Source organism: Geobacillus zalihae NBRC 101842 (assembly GCF_001544135.1).
Taxonomy (GTDB): domain Bacteria; phylum Bacillota; class Bacilli; order Bacillales; family Anoxybacillaceae; genus Geobacillus; species Geobacillus zalihae.
On sequence record NZ_BCPV01000005.1, the window covers coordinates 1 to 14,685 of the forward strand.

The window sequence follows — 14,685 nt, forward strand, 5'->3', positions numbered from 1 at the left end:
GATCTCTTTTGTGAAACTATGCTTCACTTCTTCAAGTTCTTGTTTCGTTGCCATGTTGGCTTTAATATCCTCAAGCTCTGTTGTGAAGTTTTGCTTCACTTCTTCGAGCTCCTGTTTCGTTGCCATGTTTGTTTTGACGTCGCTTACTTCATGTTCGATCATTTGGAGCTTGTCCAAAATTTGTTTCAATATCTCTTCCAAGGAAAATCCTCCCTTCTAATAAGATATATAGCAGCCCTGGAAAAGCGAGTGATGATGAATCGCTCCTTTCTTTTGAGGACTGGGGAAACGAGCGTGTAGAGTAAGTGGTTGAGGAAAGGGATGGGATTGTAGCGCAGAACAAATGAGGACAATCGTTCCCCATTCATATTATAAATGATTCGTAGAAATTTGAAAATAACGTTTTGTGTCATTGTCGCTTTGTATCCGTCCAGGAAAAGGAGTGCGTTTTAGCCCGTACGGTCATGTTAATCCCGACAGCGACATTGTTTTGACGAAAATTGAATTTCCTTATAAATAAATAGGGTTTGATTCAGAATCGTTCATGATCAATACACGGCTTACTTAATAAAGAAAGAGCTGGCTCCAAAAGTCCGCTTTTTAGCGGATTTTTGGGTCAGCTCCCTTCGTTTGTGAGCGTTTTCAATCACTTGTGGCATTTGTCCGGCGTGGTGTGTTCCATTTCCTTTTGCTTGTCATGGCACGGAAAGCAGTACAACGTCTCTGTTTCTCGGCTGACGACGCCATTTAAGAACCCATGCAGACAATGGATCGGCTTGCCGCATTGCGCGCAAAAGCCAACAAGCTCTTCCAACCGCCATTTCTCCTTTCATGGGGATTGAACATGTTCACCTTCGGGCTGTGACGCTCGTCACTACCCCCCAAGGTTCAAGCGGTTATGATAAAGTATATAATTCATTATACTACAAAGGAGGCCAATGTTATGAACCAATTTGCCGCCAAAATCCACGCCCCGGACTATCCGCCGCGCGACCGCCATCCGGCAATTTTTCGGCTGTTTGACAGTTTGAAGCCGGGGGAAGTGATGGAGCTGACGAATGACCATGACCCGCGTCCGCTGCAATACCAATTCATGATGGAGCGTCCGGATCAATTTACATGGGAGTACTTAGAGGAAGGGCCGGACGTATGGCGGGTGGCCATCGGCAAAAAATAAATCATCCGCTCCATTGGGATTTCCGTCTGCAGGCGGAAATCTTTTTTTTCGCCGGTTCGTATGGTACGGTAAAAACAAACGATGGATGTCCGGAAAGGGGAAGCATGATGAAACAAACGATTGCCGGAGCGGTGCTGGCCGGCGGCCAGTCGCGCCGATTCGGGCGGCCGAAGGCGTTTGCGCTGCACGAAGGCGCTCCGTTTTTCACTTGGTCTGTGGCGGCGCTCGATCCGATCACTGATGAACTGTACATCGTCAGCCATCCGTCGCTTGTCGATGAATTCCGCCGGCAAACCAACATCCCGGTGCTGCTTGATGTGGAGCGTTACCGTGGTTCTGGGCCGCTGGCCGGCCTTTACACCGTCATGGAGCAGAGTCGAGCCGACTGGGTATTCGTCTTGCCGTGCGACATGCCGTACATGCGGAGGGAAGTGACAGAGCGGCTTGCTTCTCATATCGATCCGATGGTTGATGCCATCGTCCCGCTCCATGGCGGCCGCCCAGAGCCATTGGTCGCCTTATACCACCGGCGGCTCAGCCTCGTGATTGCTGAACTGCTTGATGACGGCGAACGGCGGATGATTTCGCTCCTTGACCGCGCCCGCGTCCGCTGGGTGGATGCCGAGCAGCTTGCCGCGGATGGAGACGTATGGCGCAATGTCAATACGGAGGAAGAGTACCGGTGAAGGGGGATTGTGGCCGAAGCAGACACAGCATACACTTTTTTCAATCAGAAGAGCCATCCTTGACCATGGAATGGTTCAGTTGCCTGAATCGCCCACCACTAAACAGGGTTACTCAAGCAAGCCAAGTCTAAATGCTTTTCCGACTGCTCCCGCCCGCGATTTGACGCGAAGTTTTCGCAAAATGGAAGACACGTGGTGTTCCACGGTTCGTTTGCTGATGTTCAGTTGTTCGCCGATTTCGCTGTTTGTTTTGTCTCTAGCAATGAGATCGAGAACGGCCAACTCCATGTCGGTCAAGGGCGAACCATCATAGAAAGCAAGATCGGCCGGAAACGATTTCACCCCGCGATAGCTTTCCCGAATGGCGTGAATCAGGGTTTCGGCAGAGTCGCATTTGGATACAAAAGCATAGGCCCCTGCTTCGTGGACGGCCTGTACATATTCTGTACTGGCATCCCCCGATAACACGACCACTTTGCTTGCAGGGAATCGTGATGAGATGTTCTTTGTCCAAATGAGGCAGTTTTCCCCTTGGCTTGGAGCATCGATGACAATGATATCAGGCTGGAAGTGAGCGATCTCCTTCTCTAGTTCGGCTGGAGAGAAGACGGTTCCCACTACTTCCAAGTCGGGCTCGCGTTCCAAAAGCTGACGGATGCCATCCATGACAAGGTCATGCTCCCCTATGATCAAAATGTTGATTTTCACCATTGTCTCTCCCCCTCCCCCGTAAAACGCAGCGAGTAGCGACGCATTTGGTTGGAACACACGTTGCGGTGAAACATGGAGTTTTACATGGGATGAGTGATGTGCTGTTTTGATCCATAAGGCCATTTCTCTCAACTCCATTCGTTAAAATTTTACAATATAGATCAATCTCTGTAAACGAAGCTTCAAAAAATAGGTATTTTCCGCAATGAAATTTGCGGAAAATACGGATGTTTTTTCGATTTTATTTTGGTACAGTAAGGGTGAAGCCGGCCGGCTAATTCCTGTGTTCTCAATCATTGGTGATGTATTTTGGATCAAAGCATGAAGTATAAAAAGGGGGATTACTGATGTTTGGGATTCTTGCTTCGCCTAAAACCGTCCATGTATTGTTGCGAAAGGTCATGGCATTGGCTGGTGTGTTGGTGCTTTCCATCATCGCTTTTGGCTTGGCAAACCCAAATCAAGCTGGAGCGTGGCTGCATCCAGGTCCTACCGTCCAATATCCAAGTGAGGGAGGAAAATGGACATATGGCTTCTGGAATGCTATGGTTCGCTCCTATTACTATCATCCAACTTCGTGCCACGGTTCAACAGTTGTATACAATGGTGAGATGTTAAGAAGTGTCGATACCCCTGCAGGATTGACCTCTGCTGCTGAGAAAGGGGCTCTAAATTTCCCATGGTCTGATGACGCCTATTACTATAGAATTTGCAAATAATGAATCTGTTTGACTGGAAGCTTTTCTTTCACCCCTTCCCGAGCGGGATGGGGTCTTTCTCTTCCGGGGGATGATGGATTAGGGAAGGAATGAGGCTCATGCATAAAAAAATCGTGGTCGCTGTTTCCGCTGTGCAGTTTCTTCTCTTAGCTTTCGTAGCGATTGTTGTTTCGGATGTCCATGACCGCTTTTTTCCGGAACAGCTGGATGTGAAAGCGAAAGTGACATTGGATTTTAGCCAGTCTGATTTGCGTCAGGAAGATGTGTTTCAACAGTTGGGGGCGATGAGCGATCGATGGGAACTAGGATTGATGAAAATCGCGCCAGATTTACGGGGGGATCAGTCGGGACAGATCTTTGTTCAAGTGGGGGAGAAAGGGGATTTTCCAAAGAGAATTCAGCGCTTTGGCCATGAGCCAGATGCGGAGATCCGCGATCGCCGCGCGTTGGCCCATTCGTTTGCCAATGGCGATTATTTGGTGACAGGGAAAACCGATCATATAGACGAGTTGAAACATTGGCTGGCGTCGCATCGGGTCGATCAGAAGTGGAACGAAGAGACTCTGTTGACCATTCTCCAATTTTTGATCGTGCAAAGCGATTTTGGTGTGGCGCTGTTGGCTGTTTCGGCGCTGATGGTGTCATTAGCTTTATACTGGCTGGCGGTCAAAGCGAAAGGGCGCGCGTTGCGTGTGTTGGCGGGAGTTCCGACGTCGCGCATCCAATGCGAGGATTTCAGCCACTTTTTGCTGGCTATGGTTTTGGCCGCCGCTATATTGGACGTCTTGGCCGCTCTTTATGTCGGCTTTGTCTATGGATGGGGATTCGTGCCTTACTATAGTAAAGTGTTGCTTTTGGCTGAGGCGATGGTGATCTCTTTGACAATGGCTTGCGCGTTGATTTTTTCTGTTGCCTCATGGCCGAATCCAGAGATGTTGGCGATGCGCGAACCTGCTGTCAAGCGTTTGGCCAGAAGTTCGGCTGTATTGAAACTCGCTGTATTTGCTTTCGTCCTTTCCGCTGTCTCACCGGCGGTTTCAGCTTATACGAATGCTAGAAAAACAGCACAGGAACAAATCATGTGGAAGTCGTTGGCTGATCAAGCGGTGTTGGTGTTCCCGTCCCGTCCAGGAAGAGCGGGGGGAGCGGAAATCGAGCAGTTGTTTCAGATGTTGCAACCATCGGTGGGGGACATGGTTCGACAAGCGGAGGCCGACGATCGCGTAGTGTTATCGAAAGCGTGGACGGAAGACGATTTCGCCATCGATGGCATGACCATTGCGCCGTATCGTTACATGGTTATCGTGAATGAGCGATGGTTGGATATCGTTCGCAAAAAGAACAAAGGGCTATCTTTGGTTCCTCTTGCGCTGGAACAGATTCCAAAGGACGTGAGACAATTTGTCGAACTCTCCATCCCGTTATATGTAAGAAACCAGCAACAGGCTCAAGCCATATGGCATGAGGTCAAGATGTGTCGTTTGACCGGATCGTCCCCTTTTCCATTTGTCCGCTTTGGCGGACAGCTTGAGTTTGCCCGGCCGAAGGAGGTGTTATTGTTGGTTGCCCCTCATGTCCATTCATTATTCAATGACAACTTTTTGATCTCTGTCGCTTCTTCGTCGGAGTTGAGTTTTGTCGGACTAGAGGAAACACAGAAACTCGTATCTGAACGCGGCCTTCAGAACCGGATCCGCGTCAACTATATGGCGGAGGAAGGAATTTTGCGCGCGCAGCTTTATGCCTATTTCGTGTGGCTTAGAATTGGATCGATTGTTGGTCTTTTAGCGGCCTTGGCTATTGCCTCCGCCATTAGTGCGTTTATTATGGCTGTGTTAAAAGCAAAACGCGATTTTCCTCTTCGCCTTGCTGGGGCATCTTGGTGGGCGGTGTTGCGCGGGCGAATCGTGAAAGAGTGGTTTTTAGGGGGGATCATGGTCATGGTGATCATGCTATTTCAAGGAACAAACAGCTGGTTGCCAGTCGGTTTAACAGGGGCGCTTGTACTGCTTGCTTTGCCGTTCATACATATTGGCGCGGCAGCTTGGGTGTTTGCGAAAAACTCCCTGCGCCAGTTGTAGAAAGAAGGAGGAAGGCTCCATGAGAATTGAGGCCGATCAAGTGACGATGATGATTAATGAGCGAACGATTATGGAGAACGAAAGTGTCGTATGCTCCCCTGGAGCTTTGACGGCGCTTGTCGGTCCAAGCGGAGCGGGCAAAACGACGCTTCTCCATGTGCTTGGCTTGCTTTTGCGGCCGACAAGCGGACGGGTATTGATGGATGGTGTCGACACAACCAATTGGGGAGCGAAGCAACGCCGTCTGTTTTGGAAACACCATGCGGCATTCGTTCTCCAAGATTACGGAATCATTGAGGAAGAATCGGTTGCGTTTAATGTCACAATGGCTTCGAGTTTGTTTCGTTCGAAAGTCGTTGGCGACAAGGAGAAGGTGCGCAAAGTGTTATCGGAAACGGGATTGGATGGAAGAGAACGAGAATTGGCCGCTCGGCTAAGCGGAGGTGAAAAGCGACGTTTGGCCATTGCCCGCGCTCTCTATAAAGATGCACAAGTCATTTTTGCTGATGAGCCGACGGCCTCTCTTGATGAGGCCAACGGTGATCGCGTCATCGAGCTGCTTCAATTATTGGCGAAGCAAGGAAGAACGGTTATCGTCGCCACTCATGATGAGAAAATGATGCAAGCTGCTCATGCCATGCACGCGCTAAAAGGGATTCGTCATGGTTAAGGAGGGAGGGCAAATCAAGATGACGAAAAAAAGATGGTGGGCCATTGGCATTGCCGTAGTGTTGGGCGGAGGGCTTTTGGTGGCAGGAGGAGGGATAGGGTTGTCGCTTATCCCGTTTCCGGGCAAACAAGAATTCTCTCGACCTGAATGCGGAAAGCTGCCGAGCCAATCCGAAGTGAAACGTGCATTGAGTCAGCACCGGGATCTTGTCGCTCGCTTAGAGAACATCGGAGAGGGCGTCAGCGTGAGAGTGGGGGCACCGTGCGGAGATCAAGCGGATGAAGCGCTTATTCACATTGTTTATCATACAAAAAAGGAACGGGATGCTGTTTCTTCCATTTTGACCAATCACAGTTTCGGGGTTCCGGTTGAACTGATCAAAAGATGAGAAGGTGCTCATTTCTCAAGTTTGAAAAAGGACGTGGTTGAGCTGCTTTTTCATGGCAATAGGGCTGACCCAGAACACGAGAGAGTTTTGGATCAGCCCCTTTTTCATTTGTGAACGTTTTTAATTACTTTGTGTCTTTTATCTGGCGGCCAAAGGCGTTTGCGCTATACGAAGGAGCTCCGTTTTTCACTTGGTCGGTCGCGGCGCTTGATCCGGTCGCCGATGAATTGTATATCGTTCAGCCACCCGTCGCTTGTCGATGAATTCCGCCGCCAAACGGATATCCTGGTGCTGCTGGATGTCGAACACTGATTTGGTTGGAACACACGTTGCGGTGAAACATGGAGTTTTACAGGGGATAAGTGATGTGCTGTTTTGATCCATGAGGCCATTTCTCTCAACTTCATTCGTTAAAATTTTACAATATCGATCAATCTCTGTAAACGAAATTTCAAAAATAGGTATTTTCCGCCATGAAATTTGCGGAAAATACGGATGTTTTTTTAATGTTATTTTGGTACAGTAAGGGTGAAGCCGGCCGGTGATCTCTGAAATAATGAGGAGGATGATGCTCAATGAAGAAGAAATTTGCCGTGCTTGCTTTAGCAGCAGGGCTTCTGGCCGCAGGAGGAGTAGCTCAGGCGGGAACGACGTATGATGATTATGACGTGATTGTTCCAAGATTCAATGATAATGCGTTTACTCCTCAGCAAACGAAGTCGACTACCGGCGCGTCAGCAGATTTGAAAGTATCGATACTGGGGAAAGCACTGGATGCAAGAGTGTATTCTTATAGCGGAGGAACTGGACCTTGGGTCCGTATCGAAACGGTTGGGGGACCATTCAAACTGCCTAATTCGATCAAAGCAGGCAAGGATGCGAGAGTGGAGTTTAGCTCGGATCTTACTCAATTAGTAGATGTCAGGGTAAAAGGGGAGTGGAGAAGCAATTGATTTATCATGAGAATGGACCAAACCGTTTGGATGGTCCATTCTCTTTGAACATGAAAACAAGCTTGGGAAAGGGTGTAAAGCATGTTGGGGCATCAAGTGAAAGTGGAATTTGTGAGAGTCTTTACGTGGCGTCAGTGCATTGTTTGGGCTGCATTGGTGTTGGTTCTGCCTGTCATCCAATTTATGCTAATCAAGGATGGCTACGTTTACTATAGGCAATTGGATCTTTTTCTCCGCTTGAATTCGAATTTTGTGCCGCTGTTGTTTCCCATTATCATGGTTCTTGTGTATTCGATTTCCTTCCCAAGTGAACAAAAAAACCATTTTATCCCATATGTACGTATCCGCATCCCTTTGACGACTTACTTCTTGAGCAAATTGATCGTCAATGCGATTCTATCTTTTTTGATTGCCTTTTTGATCGTATTCGTCCCTTTTATATTTTCTATGTATATTGAACCTTATTTAGGAATTGTTCGTTTCTATCCAACTAATGGGAATCCTATCCCTTATACAACGTTTGAGCAGTTGCTTGTCCTTGGCACGCTGCCATATGGAGTTCTTTACTCACTATGGGTAGGGCTGAATGGAATGATGTATGCGACAATGGGATTATTGCTCGTCATGATTTTGGAGAAGCCTTTTATAGCGCTTTCCATTCCATTTGTTTATTACTTGTTGGGAAACTTTATTACTCAAGTTTTGGGGTATGACCAATTTTCCCCTACCTTTACGATTTTTCCTTTCAGTATATCGCAACAACCTTTATGGACAGTATTCGTGCCATTCCTCTTCTTATGTTTTGTGGTGATGGTATTGATGTTCTATTTAAAGGAAAGGTTGCATAAGCACCATGACTAGGGTAGTAAACAAATGGAAGGATTTTGTGGATGAACTATTGGCATTCAAATGGATTCTCTTCGGAGTAGTGATTTACATATATGGATTAAGTGCTAAAGAGCATATGTATGTTGCTTCGTTGCAAACAAAATTATTGTTGAATAAATGGGATTTGTTGCATAAGTTTTTTGGTGATATTTACCTTATCTTATATTTTATCTTGCCGGTCTTTCTATACCGTTCTATTTCAATTATGATGTCTGATTTTGATTATGCAGTTTTGATACGGTTGGGTTCTTATCGAAGTTGGGTGTATGCGACACTAGTTCGATTGATGCAAAGTGCCAGCATATCGATAATCGTTTGGGGAGCAGTGAGCCTCGTTTTGTCAATCGGCGCCCCTTCTTTTGCTGGCTGGAGTCCGTTTAGTAGGCTGAATGCTTCTCTAAGCGAAACGCAAATATTGCAAAAATTTATAAACAGTCCCATTTTAGCGTTGGTGTTGCATTTAGCTTTGCTTGTTTTCAGTGTCAGCTGTATTCACCTTGTTTTGGCCATCCTTTATGTAAAGTGGAAAAACAAGGACATTGTCGTGTTTGTTGCGGTGTTCATATGGGTGTATGGCGTAGTGTCATTTAAACTTCTTTCTCCTCATTCCCTGTTTAATTTGTGCCATTACTTGATTTTGCATTCGGGGGTTGCTCAGTTCAGCAATATATGGGGATCGTTTTCGGTGGTTATAGGATGGATGATCCTGCTCATATGGATTGTCAATCGACTGGATTTGAATGTGAAAGGGTACAATTGGAAATATACCGCTTTTATTGTCTTGGTTGTTCTAGCATTATGGTCTGGAATGCGAGAGAACGTGGGACAAACTGTTTGGGACCAGTTTCTTTTCATGTTTATAGGCGGTTCCAAACAAGCGTTTTATTTCAAGTCGTTTTTATGTTATTGGGTTCTTTATTTTGGGGTCATCTATTTGGTCCAATTGCATTTGCAGACGGAATTGTCGGAAATGGGGTATTACAAGTTAGTGCGTTATCAGTCGATCAGCCGATGGTTTTGGGCGTGGTATCATAAGATCATGCTATACATTGGATTATATTTATTCGCTTTAGCATTGCTCGCTTTGTTCATTTTGTCGTTGAAACGTTTTTCTTTTGATTTCCATGTTTCTATTGACCGTTCAGTTACATTGCTTGATATGTTTTATCATTTTTTGGTCAACGGCTACCTTCAAGTTTCGTTTTATGTCCTATTTGTGTTTCTGATCTCTTGGCTGAGCAAAGAAACATTTTATAGTTTCGTAGGGATCGCTATACTTTCATTTTTTATGTTCCCGGGTTTTAATAACTGGGGGATTATTCCATCTGGATTGAATAGCATGGCGTATTTATTGACAAATGATTCGATTTACCGCATCAGCACCGTTCTATTCTTATGGAATGTTTTCGCCATTGTTTTCTTGCTGTATGTCTTTTCCAAACAAGATCTCGATTTCTAAAAAGGAGTGAGTAAGTTGCCGCATATCCTGTTAGATCAAGTCAGTAAATCATTTAAAGGAGCAACGATTTTTGAAAACGTGAATTTTGCAGTGGAAAAGGGGAAAATTTATGGAATTATTGGTCCTAACGGTTCAGGAAAGTCTGTCTTATTCAAACTCATATGTGGATTTCTATTCCCTAATCACGGTAGGGTGATCGTGGACGGGGAAGAGTTGGGGGTCAATAAACGATTTCCCAGTGATTTTGGAATTATCATTGATCGGCCTGGATATATAGCGGGAAAGACAGGGTTTGATAATCTAAAAGCATTGGCTCTCATTCGAAACAAAATCAGTGATGACAAAATAAAGCAAACGATGAGGTTGGTCGGTTTAGATCCAGAATCGACGCAAAAGGTCAAACATTACTCACTTGGAATGAAACAAAAGCTTGCTATTGCTCAAGCCATTATGGAGGATCAACAAACGCTTATTTTAGATGAACCATTCAATGCTTTAGATGCTGACAGCGTTGAAAATATCCGAAACTTGCTTCGGAAATTCAAGGAAGAAGGGAGGACGATTTTGCTCACTAGCCATAATCAAGAGGATATTGATGTTCTTTGTGATGAAGTGTACAGAATCAATCGTTTCAGACTTGAAAAAGTAAAAAAGTAGAACGCGATGTTATAAGCTCACATTCATATATAAATTGAAATAAAGGTCTCCTCCATTTTGGCTGACCACAGTTTCGGAGTTTCAGTTGAGCTAATCGAAAGATAAGATGGAATTAGCGTTGAGGTCTAAATGTGATCCATATCACATAACGCGCCTGAATGTTGCGGTACAATGGAGGCCAAGGAGGGGGCCGCCATGCGCGATTTTAATGAAAATCCGTTTATTGTGATTTGGGAATTGACGAGAGCTTGTCAACTCAAGTGCCTTCATTGCCGCGCCGAAGCGCAATACCATCGCGATCCGCGCGAGTTGACGTTTGAGGAAGGGAAAAAACTGATCGATGAGATTTACGAGATGGATCAGCCGATGCTCGTCTTTACGGGCGGCGATCCGCTCATGCGCCCGGATGTGTACGATTTAGCGAAATATGCGATCGATAAAGGATTGCGCGTGTCCATGACGCCGAGCGCGACGCCGAACGTGACGAAAGAGGCGATCCGCAAAGCAAAAGAGGTCGGCCTGTCGCGCTGGGCGTTTAGCCTTGACGGGCCAAACGCCGAGATTCACGACCATTTCCGCGGCGTGAGCGGCTCGTTTGATTTGACGATCCGTGCGATTCACTACTTGCATGAGCTCGACATTCCCGTGCAAATCAACACCGTCATTTCGCGATACAACGTTCATGTGCTTGACGAGATGGCGGCGTTGGTGGAGAAGCTGAAATGCGTCCTTTGGAGCGTCTTTTTCCTTGTGCCGACAGGCAGGGGAAAAGAGGAGGATATGATTTCCCCCATCGAGCATGAGCGGGTGTTCCGCTGGCTGTATGAGACGAGCAAGCGCGTCCCGTTTGACATCAAAACAACGGCGGGTCAGCATTACCGCCGCGTCGTGCTGCAGGCGAAAATGCGTGAAGGAAAAGCGGCAAAAGGCGGCATCCGTTACGAAGACGTGTTGAACAAAGGCTTAACCGGACAAGTCGACGGGCTCGGCCGCGCGCCGAAAGGAGTAAACGACGGCAACGGCTTTGTTTTTATCTCCCATATCGGCGATGTCTACCCAAGCGGGCTGCTGCCGGTGAAGGCAGGGAACGTCCGGGAAACGCCGCTGGCGGACATTTACCGACACTCGCCGATTTTCCAAGACTTGCGCAATCCGGACAAATATAAAGGAAAATGCGGCGTCTGCGAGTTCCGATATGTGTGCGGCGGCTCACGCTCGCGGGCGTACGCGGTGACGGGAGACTATTTGGAAAGCGAGCCGTATTGTGTTTACATTCCAAAGGCGCTGCGGACAAAAGAGCGAAGCCAACGGTAAGAGAGCGGTGAAAAACGGCCGCTTAAAATGACGGCGCTGCGGCGTTCGTGAGACGGTTGCCCGGGCGCATGCGGCGGACGTTGGTGATGTGTCCAAAACATACGGGGAAGGAGCAGGCGCCCTTCCCCGTTTTTATCATCCTGAACCGAGAAGATCCCCCACTTCCACGCGTGAGCGTAAGTGGGGGATGAATCGGGATTTGCCGTCACTCTTCCTCTTGCTTCCACAGAACAGAAGGGGTAAAGAAACGTGGGACGCACGGGGATGGCTTGGTGGACAGCCTGCTGTGGGGCGGGTGTTCCCAAGAATCTCCCACCTCAAAGCTCAAGCGTAGGTGGGAGAGCGTTCAATGTTGAAATATCATTCGTGGTCCAAATCGACAATAAATGTCTCCGGCCCGGTCGGCGCCGCGCTTCCTCCCTTTGGTTCGAGGCTCGCTTTAATTTGCTTGAACTGTTTGACATCCTCGCCGGTGATCAAAATGCGCGCCGCTCCGTGGCGGATCGTCAACAGCTCCCCTTTGACCTCGTTGTTGGTGTAAATGATCCACAATTGATAATCGCGAGTCGCAAACGGCGGCAACCCTTCAATTTCCATCAGCATTTCCTTCGTATCGTTATTGAGCCAAATCGTGCCGTCCATCTGTTGAAAGAGCGCCGATGGTTCAATCGGAATTTGTTTCGTTTTGGGATTACGGATGATTCGCTCAATTGGAATGTCGGTATGTTGTTTGACAATCTGGTATCGATATGGCTCATCCGATCCGCCATGGGAAGCGGTCGGCCCGTCGTTCGAAGCGGAAAGGCACAAGGCGAAAAGGAAGACGGCCAAAGCGGCGCCGATCCATCCCGAAGCGATGCGGACCTTTCGCTGCGCGCGCGCTGTTTGTCTTTGCGCTTCCGCTTGTGCCCAAATTCGCTCTTTGTGAGAAAGGGGCGGTGCTTCATATTGGGCTGCCTCTTTAAGCCCCATGTCTTTCCACGCTTCAAGCAGGCGTTGGCATTCAAGGCAGTACTTAAGATGGTTGGACACGTCTTCTTTTTCTTGTTCTGGCAGCATCCCTAACAGCCAGTCCACGATTTTTGCTTCCGAAATATGGCTATGCTTCATGCTGTTCTTCACCTCTGCCAGCTTCCATCCAGTGGAACAACTCTTTTTGTTTCCGCAAATTGCGCAAGCCGTAGCGGATGAGCGACTTGACGGAGCCTAACGGTTTGTTCATCGCGGCGGCGATTTCCCGCTGGGTTTCCCCGTGAAAGTAAAAGTGAATGATCGCTTGCCGCTGCTCCTCGGGGAGATGGGCTAACGCATCGAGGATGACTTGTTGTTCCAGTTGGCGGAGAAAGTAGAATTCCGCCCCCTTTTCTTTTAAAGCCGCTTCCTCAAGGCGGCTCACTAGCAAATCCCGTTTCTTGCGCAGGCGGTCGAGCGACCGGCTTTTCGTTTTCACGGCAAGAAAGGCTTGAACGCTTCCCCGCTTCGGATCAAATTGGTGCGGTTTTTGCAAGATTTCGAGAAACACATCGTGGCTGACATCTTCCGCCTCCACCTCGTTGCCGACGATTCGAAGAGCGATATGATAGACCATCGGAGCGTATTTTTCGTAAAAACGGTCAAAGGCGGCGCGCGAGCCTTCGGCGATCTTCTCGAGCAGTTCCATGTCTTCCCGTCGATCTTCCATCTTGCCCACCTCCCGACACATGCTTGATGGAATTGTTGCCCCTACTGCATCTATTCTACAATTTCATTTTTCTCCTGCAAAACAAATCCATTGATCCATTTCTGGCGTATACGAAGTGAAAACAGAAGGAGGGAGTGAACGTCGTGCGAAGCAGGGTCATCATGATGTTCGCCATGATCTTGACGCTCTTTTCGCTTCTTCTTCCGATCCGCCCGGCAGCGGCGGCAAGCGGTGTTGTTCTCTTCACGCCATACACCGGGCTTTCCGTGACGCCGGGGGAAACAATCGACTATACGGTCAATGTCATCAACAACGGTTCCAACATTGAAAACGTCACCTTCTCGTTTGACCACCTGCCGAAAGGATGGTCGACTTCGATTACCGCTGAGGGGAGAACGATTGAGCAGCTGTCCGTCCGAGGCGGAAAAGAAGAACAGGTCACGTTGGAAGTGACCGTGCCGCTGGATGCCGACAAAGGGGATTACCGCTTTTGGCTCGTCGCGAAAGGGGAGAGTGGTTCATCGAAATTGCCGCTGCTTGTCCGCGTGACGGAACAAGGATCGTTTAAAACGGAACTGACGTCGGAACAAACGAACCTCGAGGGGCACGCGGATTCGAGCTTCACGTATGATGTCACGCTGAAAAACCGAACCGCCAAGACGCAAAATTACGCGTTAAGTTCGGCGGCGGAAAAAGGTTGGCAAGTCACGTTCAAATCGGAAGGCAATTCCGTTACGTCGGTGAAACTCGAGCCGAATGAATCAAGAGACATTACCGTAGAGATCAAACCGCCGGAAAATGTGAAAGCGGGCACGTACAAAATCCCGATCAAAGCGCAAACGAGCGATACGTCGGCTGAGCTGACGTTAGAAGCGGTCATTACGGGCACGTATGCGCTCAAACTGACGACGCCGTCAGGAAACTTAAGCACCGATGTGACGGCGGGGCATGAACGGGTGATCGATCTTGTCGTCAAAAACACCGGAAGCGCTCCGCTTTTGAACATCAATATGACGGCTGACGCTCCGCCTGATTGGGAAGTGGAATTCGATCAAAGCACGATCGCCCAGCTGAACCCGGGCGATTCCAAAACAGTCAAGGCGAAAGTGAAAGCGTCGGATGAAGCGATCGCTGGGGATTATGTCGTCAACTTCCAGGCGCAAACGGCGGAAACGTCGGCGGAGGCGGCGTTTCGCGTCTCGGTCAAAACGTCGACCGTTTGGGGCGTGGTGGCGGTGTTGATCATTCTCGGGGTGGCCGGAGGGCTGTACTATTTGATCAAAACATACGGGAGGAGGTAA

16 protein-coding genes and 2 pseudogenes are annotated in these 14,685 nt (G+C 48.2%); 13 read left to right on the plus strand and 5 right to left on the minus strand.

Translation table 11 applies throughout. From position 1 onward, the window contains the following. Together GZ1_RS03435 and GZ1_RS19180 are read right to left on the minus strand one after the other, a co-directional pair. Positions 1 to 201: pseudogene (locus GZ1_RS03435) on the minus strand (hypothetical protein); the annotation flags it as partial. 445 nt (positions 202 to 646) lie between these two features. Continuing rightward, positions 647 to 814: a hypothetical protein gene (locus GZ1_RS19180; RefSeq protein WP_014195091.1), complete on the minus strand. Its 168-nt coding sequence runs from the start codon at positions 812 to 814 to the stop codon at positions 647 to 649. Between the two features lie 129 nt (positions 815 to 943). Between GZ1_RS19180 and GZ1_RS03440 the strand changes: the two genes are divergently transcribed. Further along, entirely contained in the window at positions 944 to 1,177 is a 234-nt protein-coding gene (locus tag GZ1_RS03440; RefSeq protein WP_013523134.1) for a DUF2249 domain-containing protein, read from the plus strand. A 104-nt stretch (positions 1,178 to 1,281) separates the two neighbouring features. Beyond that, positions 1,282 to 1,863 (plus strand): molybdenum cofactor guanylyltransferase, encoded by a 582-nt coding sequence (locus tag GZ1_RS03445; RefSeq protein WP_060787900.1) that lies wholly within the window; start codon positions 1,282 to 1,284, stop codon positions 1,861 to 1,863. 108 nt (positions 1,864 to 1,971) lie between these two features. Here GZ1_RS03445 and GZ1_RS03450 read toward each other — a convergent pair whose 3' ends face one another. Beyond that, a complete protein-coding gene (locus GZ1_RS03450; protein WP_083509266.1) occupies positions 1,972 to 2,574 on the minus strand; it encodes a response regulator transcription factor in 603 nt (200 codons plus the stop codon). 347 nt (positions 2,575 to 2,921) lie between these two features. Here GZ1_RS03450 and GZ1_RS03455 point away from each other — a divergent pair, with 347 nt between their 5' ends. The 10 genes and pseudogenes from GZ1_RS03455 (at position 2,922) to GZ1_RS03495 (ending at position 11,703) form a co-directional block, all read left to right on the plus strand. Next, the gene (locus GZ1_RS03455) at positions 2,922 to 3,293 is read left to right on the plus strand and encodes a lactococcin 972 family bacteriocin (protein WP_020753638.1); all 372 of its coding nucleotides are present in this window, start codon (positions 2,922 to 2,924) and stop codon (positions 3,291 to 3,293) included. A gap of 98 nt (positions 3,294 to 3,391) precedes the next feature. Further along, entirely contained in the window at positions 3,392 to 5,374 is a 1,983-nt protein-coding gene (locus GZ1_RS03460) for a bacteriocin-associated integral membrane family protein (protein WP_060787874.1), read from the plus strand. A gap of 19 nt (positions 5,375 to 5,393) precedes the next feature. After that, complete coding sequence (locus GZ1_RS03465) at positions 5,394 to 6,044, plus strand: ABC transporter ATP-binding protein (protein WP_033004627.1); 651 nt, start codon at positions 5,394 to 5,396, stop codon at positions 6,042 to 6,044. Between the two features lie 19 nt (positions 6,045 to 6,063). Beyond that, entirely contained in the window at positions 6,064 to 6,432 is a 369-nt protein-coding gene (locus GZ1_RS03470; protein WP_033024870.1) for a hypothetical protein, read from the plus strand. Between the two features lie 110 nt (positions 6,433 to 6,542). Beyond that, positions 6,543 to 6,738 (plus strand): annotated as a pseudogene (locus tag GZ1_RS18810) (hypothetical protein); the annotation flags it as partial. A gap of 269 nt (positions 6,739 to 7,007) precedes the next feature. Next, entirely contained in the window at positions 7,008 to 7,385 is a 378-nt protein-coding gene (locus GZ1_RS03475; protein WP_020753632.1) for a hypothetical protein, read from the plus strand. Between the two features lie 81 nt (positions 7,386 to 7,466). Next, entirely contained in the window at positions 7,467 to 8,246 is a 780-nt protein-coding gene (locus GZ1_RS03480; protein ID WP_020753631.1) for a hypothetical protein, read from the plus strand. Beyond that, the gene (locus GZ1_RS03485) at positions 8,239 to 9,732 is read left to right on the plus strand and encodes a hypothetical protein (RefSeq protein ID WP_020753630.1); all 1,494 of its coding nucleotides are present in this window, start codon (positions 8,239 to 8,241) and stop codon (positions 9,730 to 9,732) included. Before GZ1_RS03480 ends, GZ1_RS03485 begins: the two co-directional genes overlap by 8 nt. A 15-nt stretch (positions 9,733 to 9,747) precedes the next feature. Continuing rightward, entirely contained in the window at positions 9,748 to 10,389 is a 642-nt protein-coding gene (locus GZ1_RS03490) for an ABC transporter ATP-binding protein (protein ID WP_033004622.1), read from the plus strand. Positions 10,390 to 10,584: 195 nt separating this feature from the next. After that, positions 10,585 to 11,703 (plus strand): TIGR04053 family radical SAM/SPASM domain-containing protein, encoded by a 1,119-nt coding sequence (locus tag GZ1_RS03495; protein ID WP_033004621.1) that lies wholly within the window; start codon positions 10,585 to 10,587, stop codon positions 11,701 to 11,703. Positions 11,704 to 12,063: 360 nt separating this feature from the next. Here the strand turns inward: GZ1_RS03495 and GZ1_RS03500 are convergent, their stop codons facing one another. Both GZ1_RS03500 and GZ1_RS03505 read right to left on the minus strand, forming a co-directional pair. After that, positions 12,064 to 12,813: an anti-sigma factor gene (locus tag GZ1_RS03500; protein ID WP_174520666.1), complete on the minus strand. Its 750-nt coding sequence runs from the start codon at positions 12,811 to 12,813 to the stop codon at positions 12,064 to 12,066. Then, positions 12,803 to 13,384, minus strand: a complete 582-nt coding sequence (locus tag GZ1_RS03505; protein ID WP_015374119.1) for a sigma-70 family RNA polymerase sigma factor — start codon at positions 13,382 to 13,384, stop codon at positions 12,803 to 12,805. The genes GZ1_RS03500 and GZ1_RS03505 overlap by 11 nt, the downstream gene beginning before the upstream one ends. Positions 13,385 to 13,518: 134 nt before the next feature. Here GZ1_RS03505 and GZ1_RS03510 point away from each other — a divergent pair, with 134 nt between their 5' ends. Then, a complete protein-coding gene (locus tag GZ1_RS03510) occupies positions 13,519 to 14,685 on the plus strand; it encodes a COG1470 family protein (RefSeq protein WP_020753624.1) in 1,167 nt (388 codons plus the stop codon).

Excerpts from the sequence above, each read along its gene's own strand:
- GZ1_RS03460 (WP_060787874.1), top strand. The coding sequence starts at position 3,392 with ATGCATAAAAAAATCGTGGTCGCTGTTTCCGCTGTGCAGTTTCTTCTC.
- GZ1_RS03480 (WP_020753631.1), top strand. The coding sequence starts at position 7,467 with ATGTTGGGGCATCAAGTGAAAGTGGAATTTGTGAGAGTCTTTACGTGG.
- GZ1_RS03485 (WP_020753630.1), top strand. The coding sequence starts at position 8,239 with ATGACTAGGGTAGTAAACAAATGGAAGGATTTTGTGGATGAACTATTG.
- GZ1_RS03455 (WP_020753638.1), top strand. The coding sequence starts at position 2,922 with ATGTTTGGGATTCTTGCTTCGCCTAAAACCGTCCATGTATTGTTGCGA.
- GZ1_RS03465 (WP_033004627.1), top strand. The coding sequence starts at position 5,394 with ATGAGAATTGAGGCCGATCAAGTGACGATGATGATTAATGAGCGAACG.
- GZ1_RS03500 (WP_174520666.1), bottom strand. The coding sequence starts at position 12,813 with ATGAAGCATAGCCATATTTCGGAAGCAAAAATCGTGGACTGGCTGTTA.
- GZ1_RS03445 (WP_060787900.1), top strand. The coding sequence starts at position 1,282 with ATGATGAAACAAACGATTGCCGGAGCGGTGCTGGCCGGCGGCCAGTCG.
- GZ1_RS03475 (WP_020753632.1), top strand. The coding sequence starts at position 7,008 with ATGAAGAAGAAATTTGCCGTGCTTGCTTTAGCAGCAGGGCTTCTGGCC.
- GZ1_RS03495 (WP_033004621.1), top strand. The coding sequence starts at position 10,585 with ATGCGCGATTTTAATGAAAATCCGTTTATTGTGATTTGGGAATTGACG.
- GZ1_RS03450 (WP_083509266.1), bottom strand. The coding sequence starts at position 2,574 with ATGGTGAAAATCAACATTTTGATCATAGGGGAGCATGACCTTGTCATG.
- GZ1_RS03470 (WP_033024870.1), top strand. The coding sequence starts at position 6,064 with ATGACGAAAAAAAGATGGTGGGCCATTGGCATTGCCGTAGTGTTGGGC.
- GZ1_RS03505 (WP_015374119.1), bottom strand. The coding sequence starts at position 13,384 with ATGGAAGATCGACGGGAAGACATGGAACTGCTCGAGAAGATCGCCGAA.
- GZ1_RS03440 (WP_013523134.1), top strand. The coding sequence starts at position 944 with ATGAACCAATTTGCCGCCAAAATCCACGCCCCGGACTATCCGCCGCGC.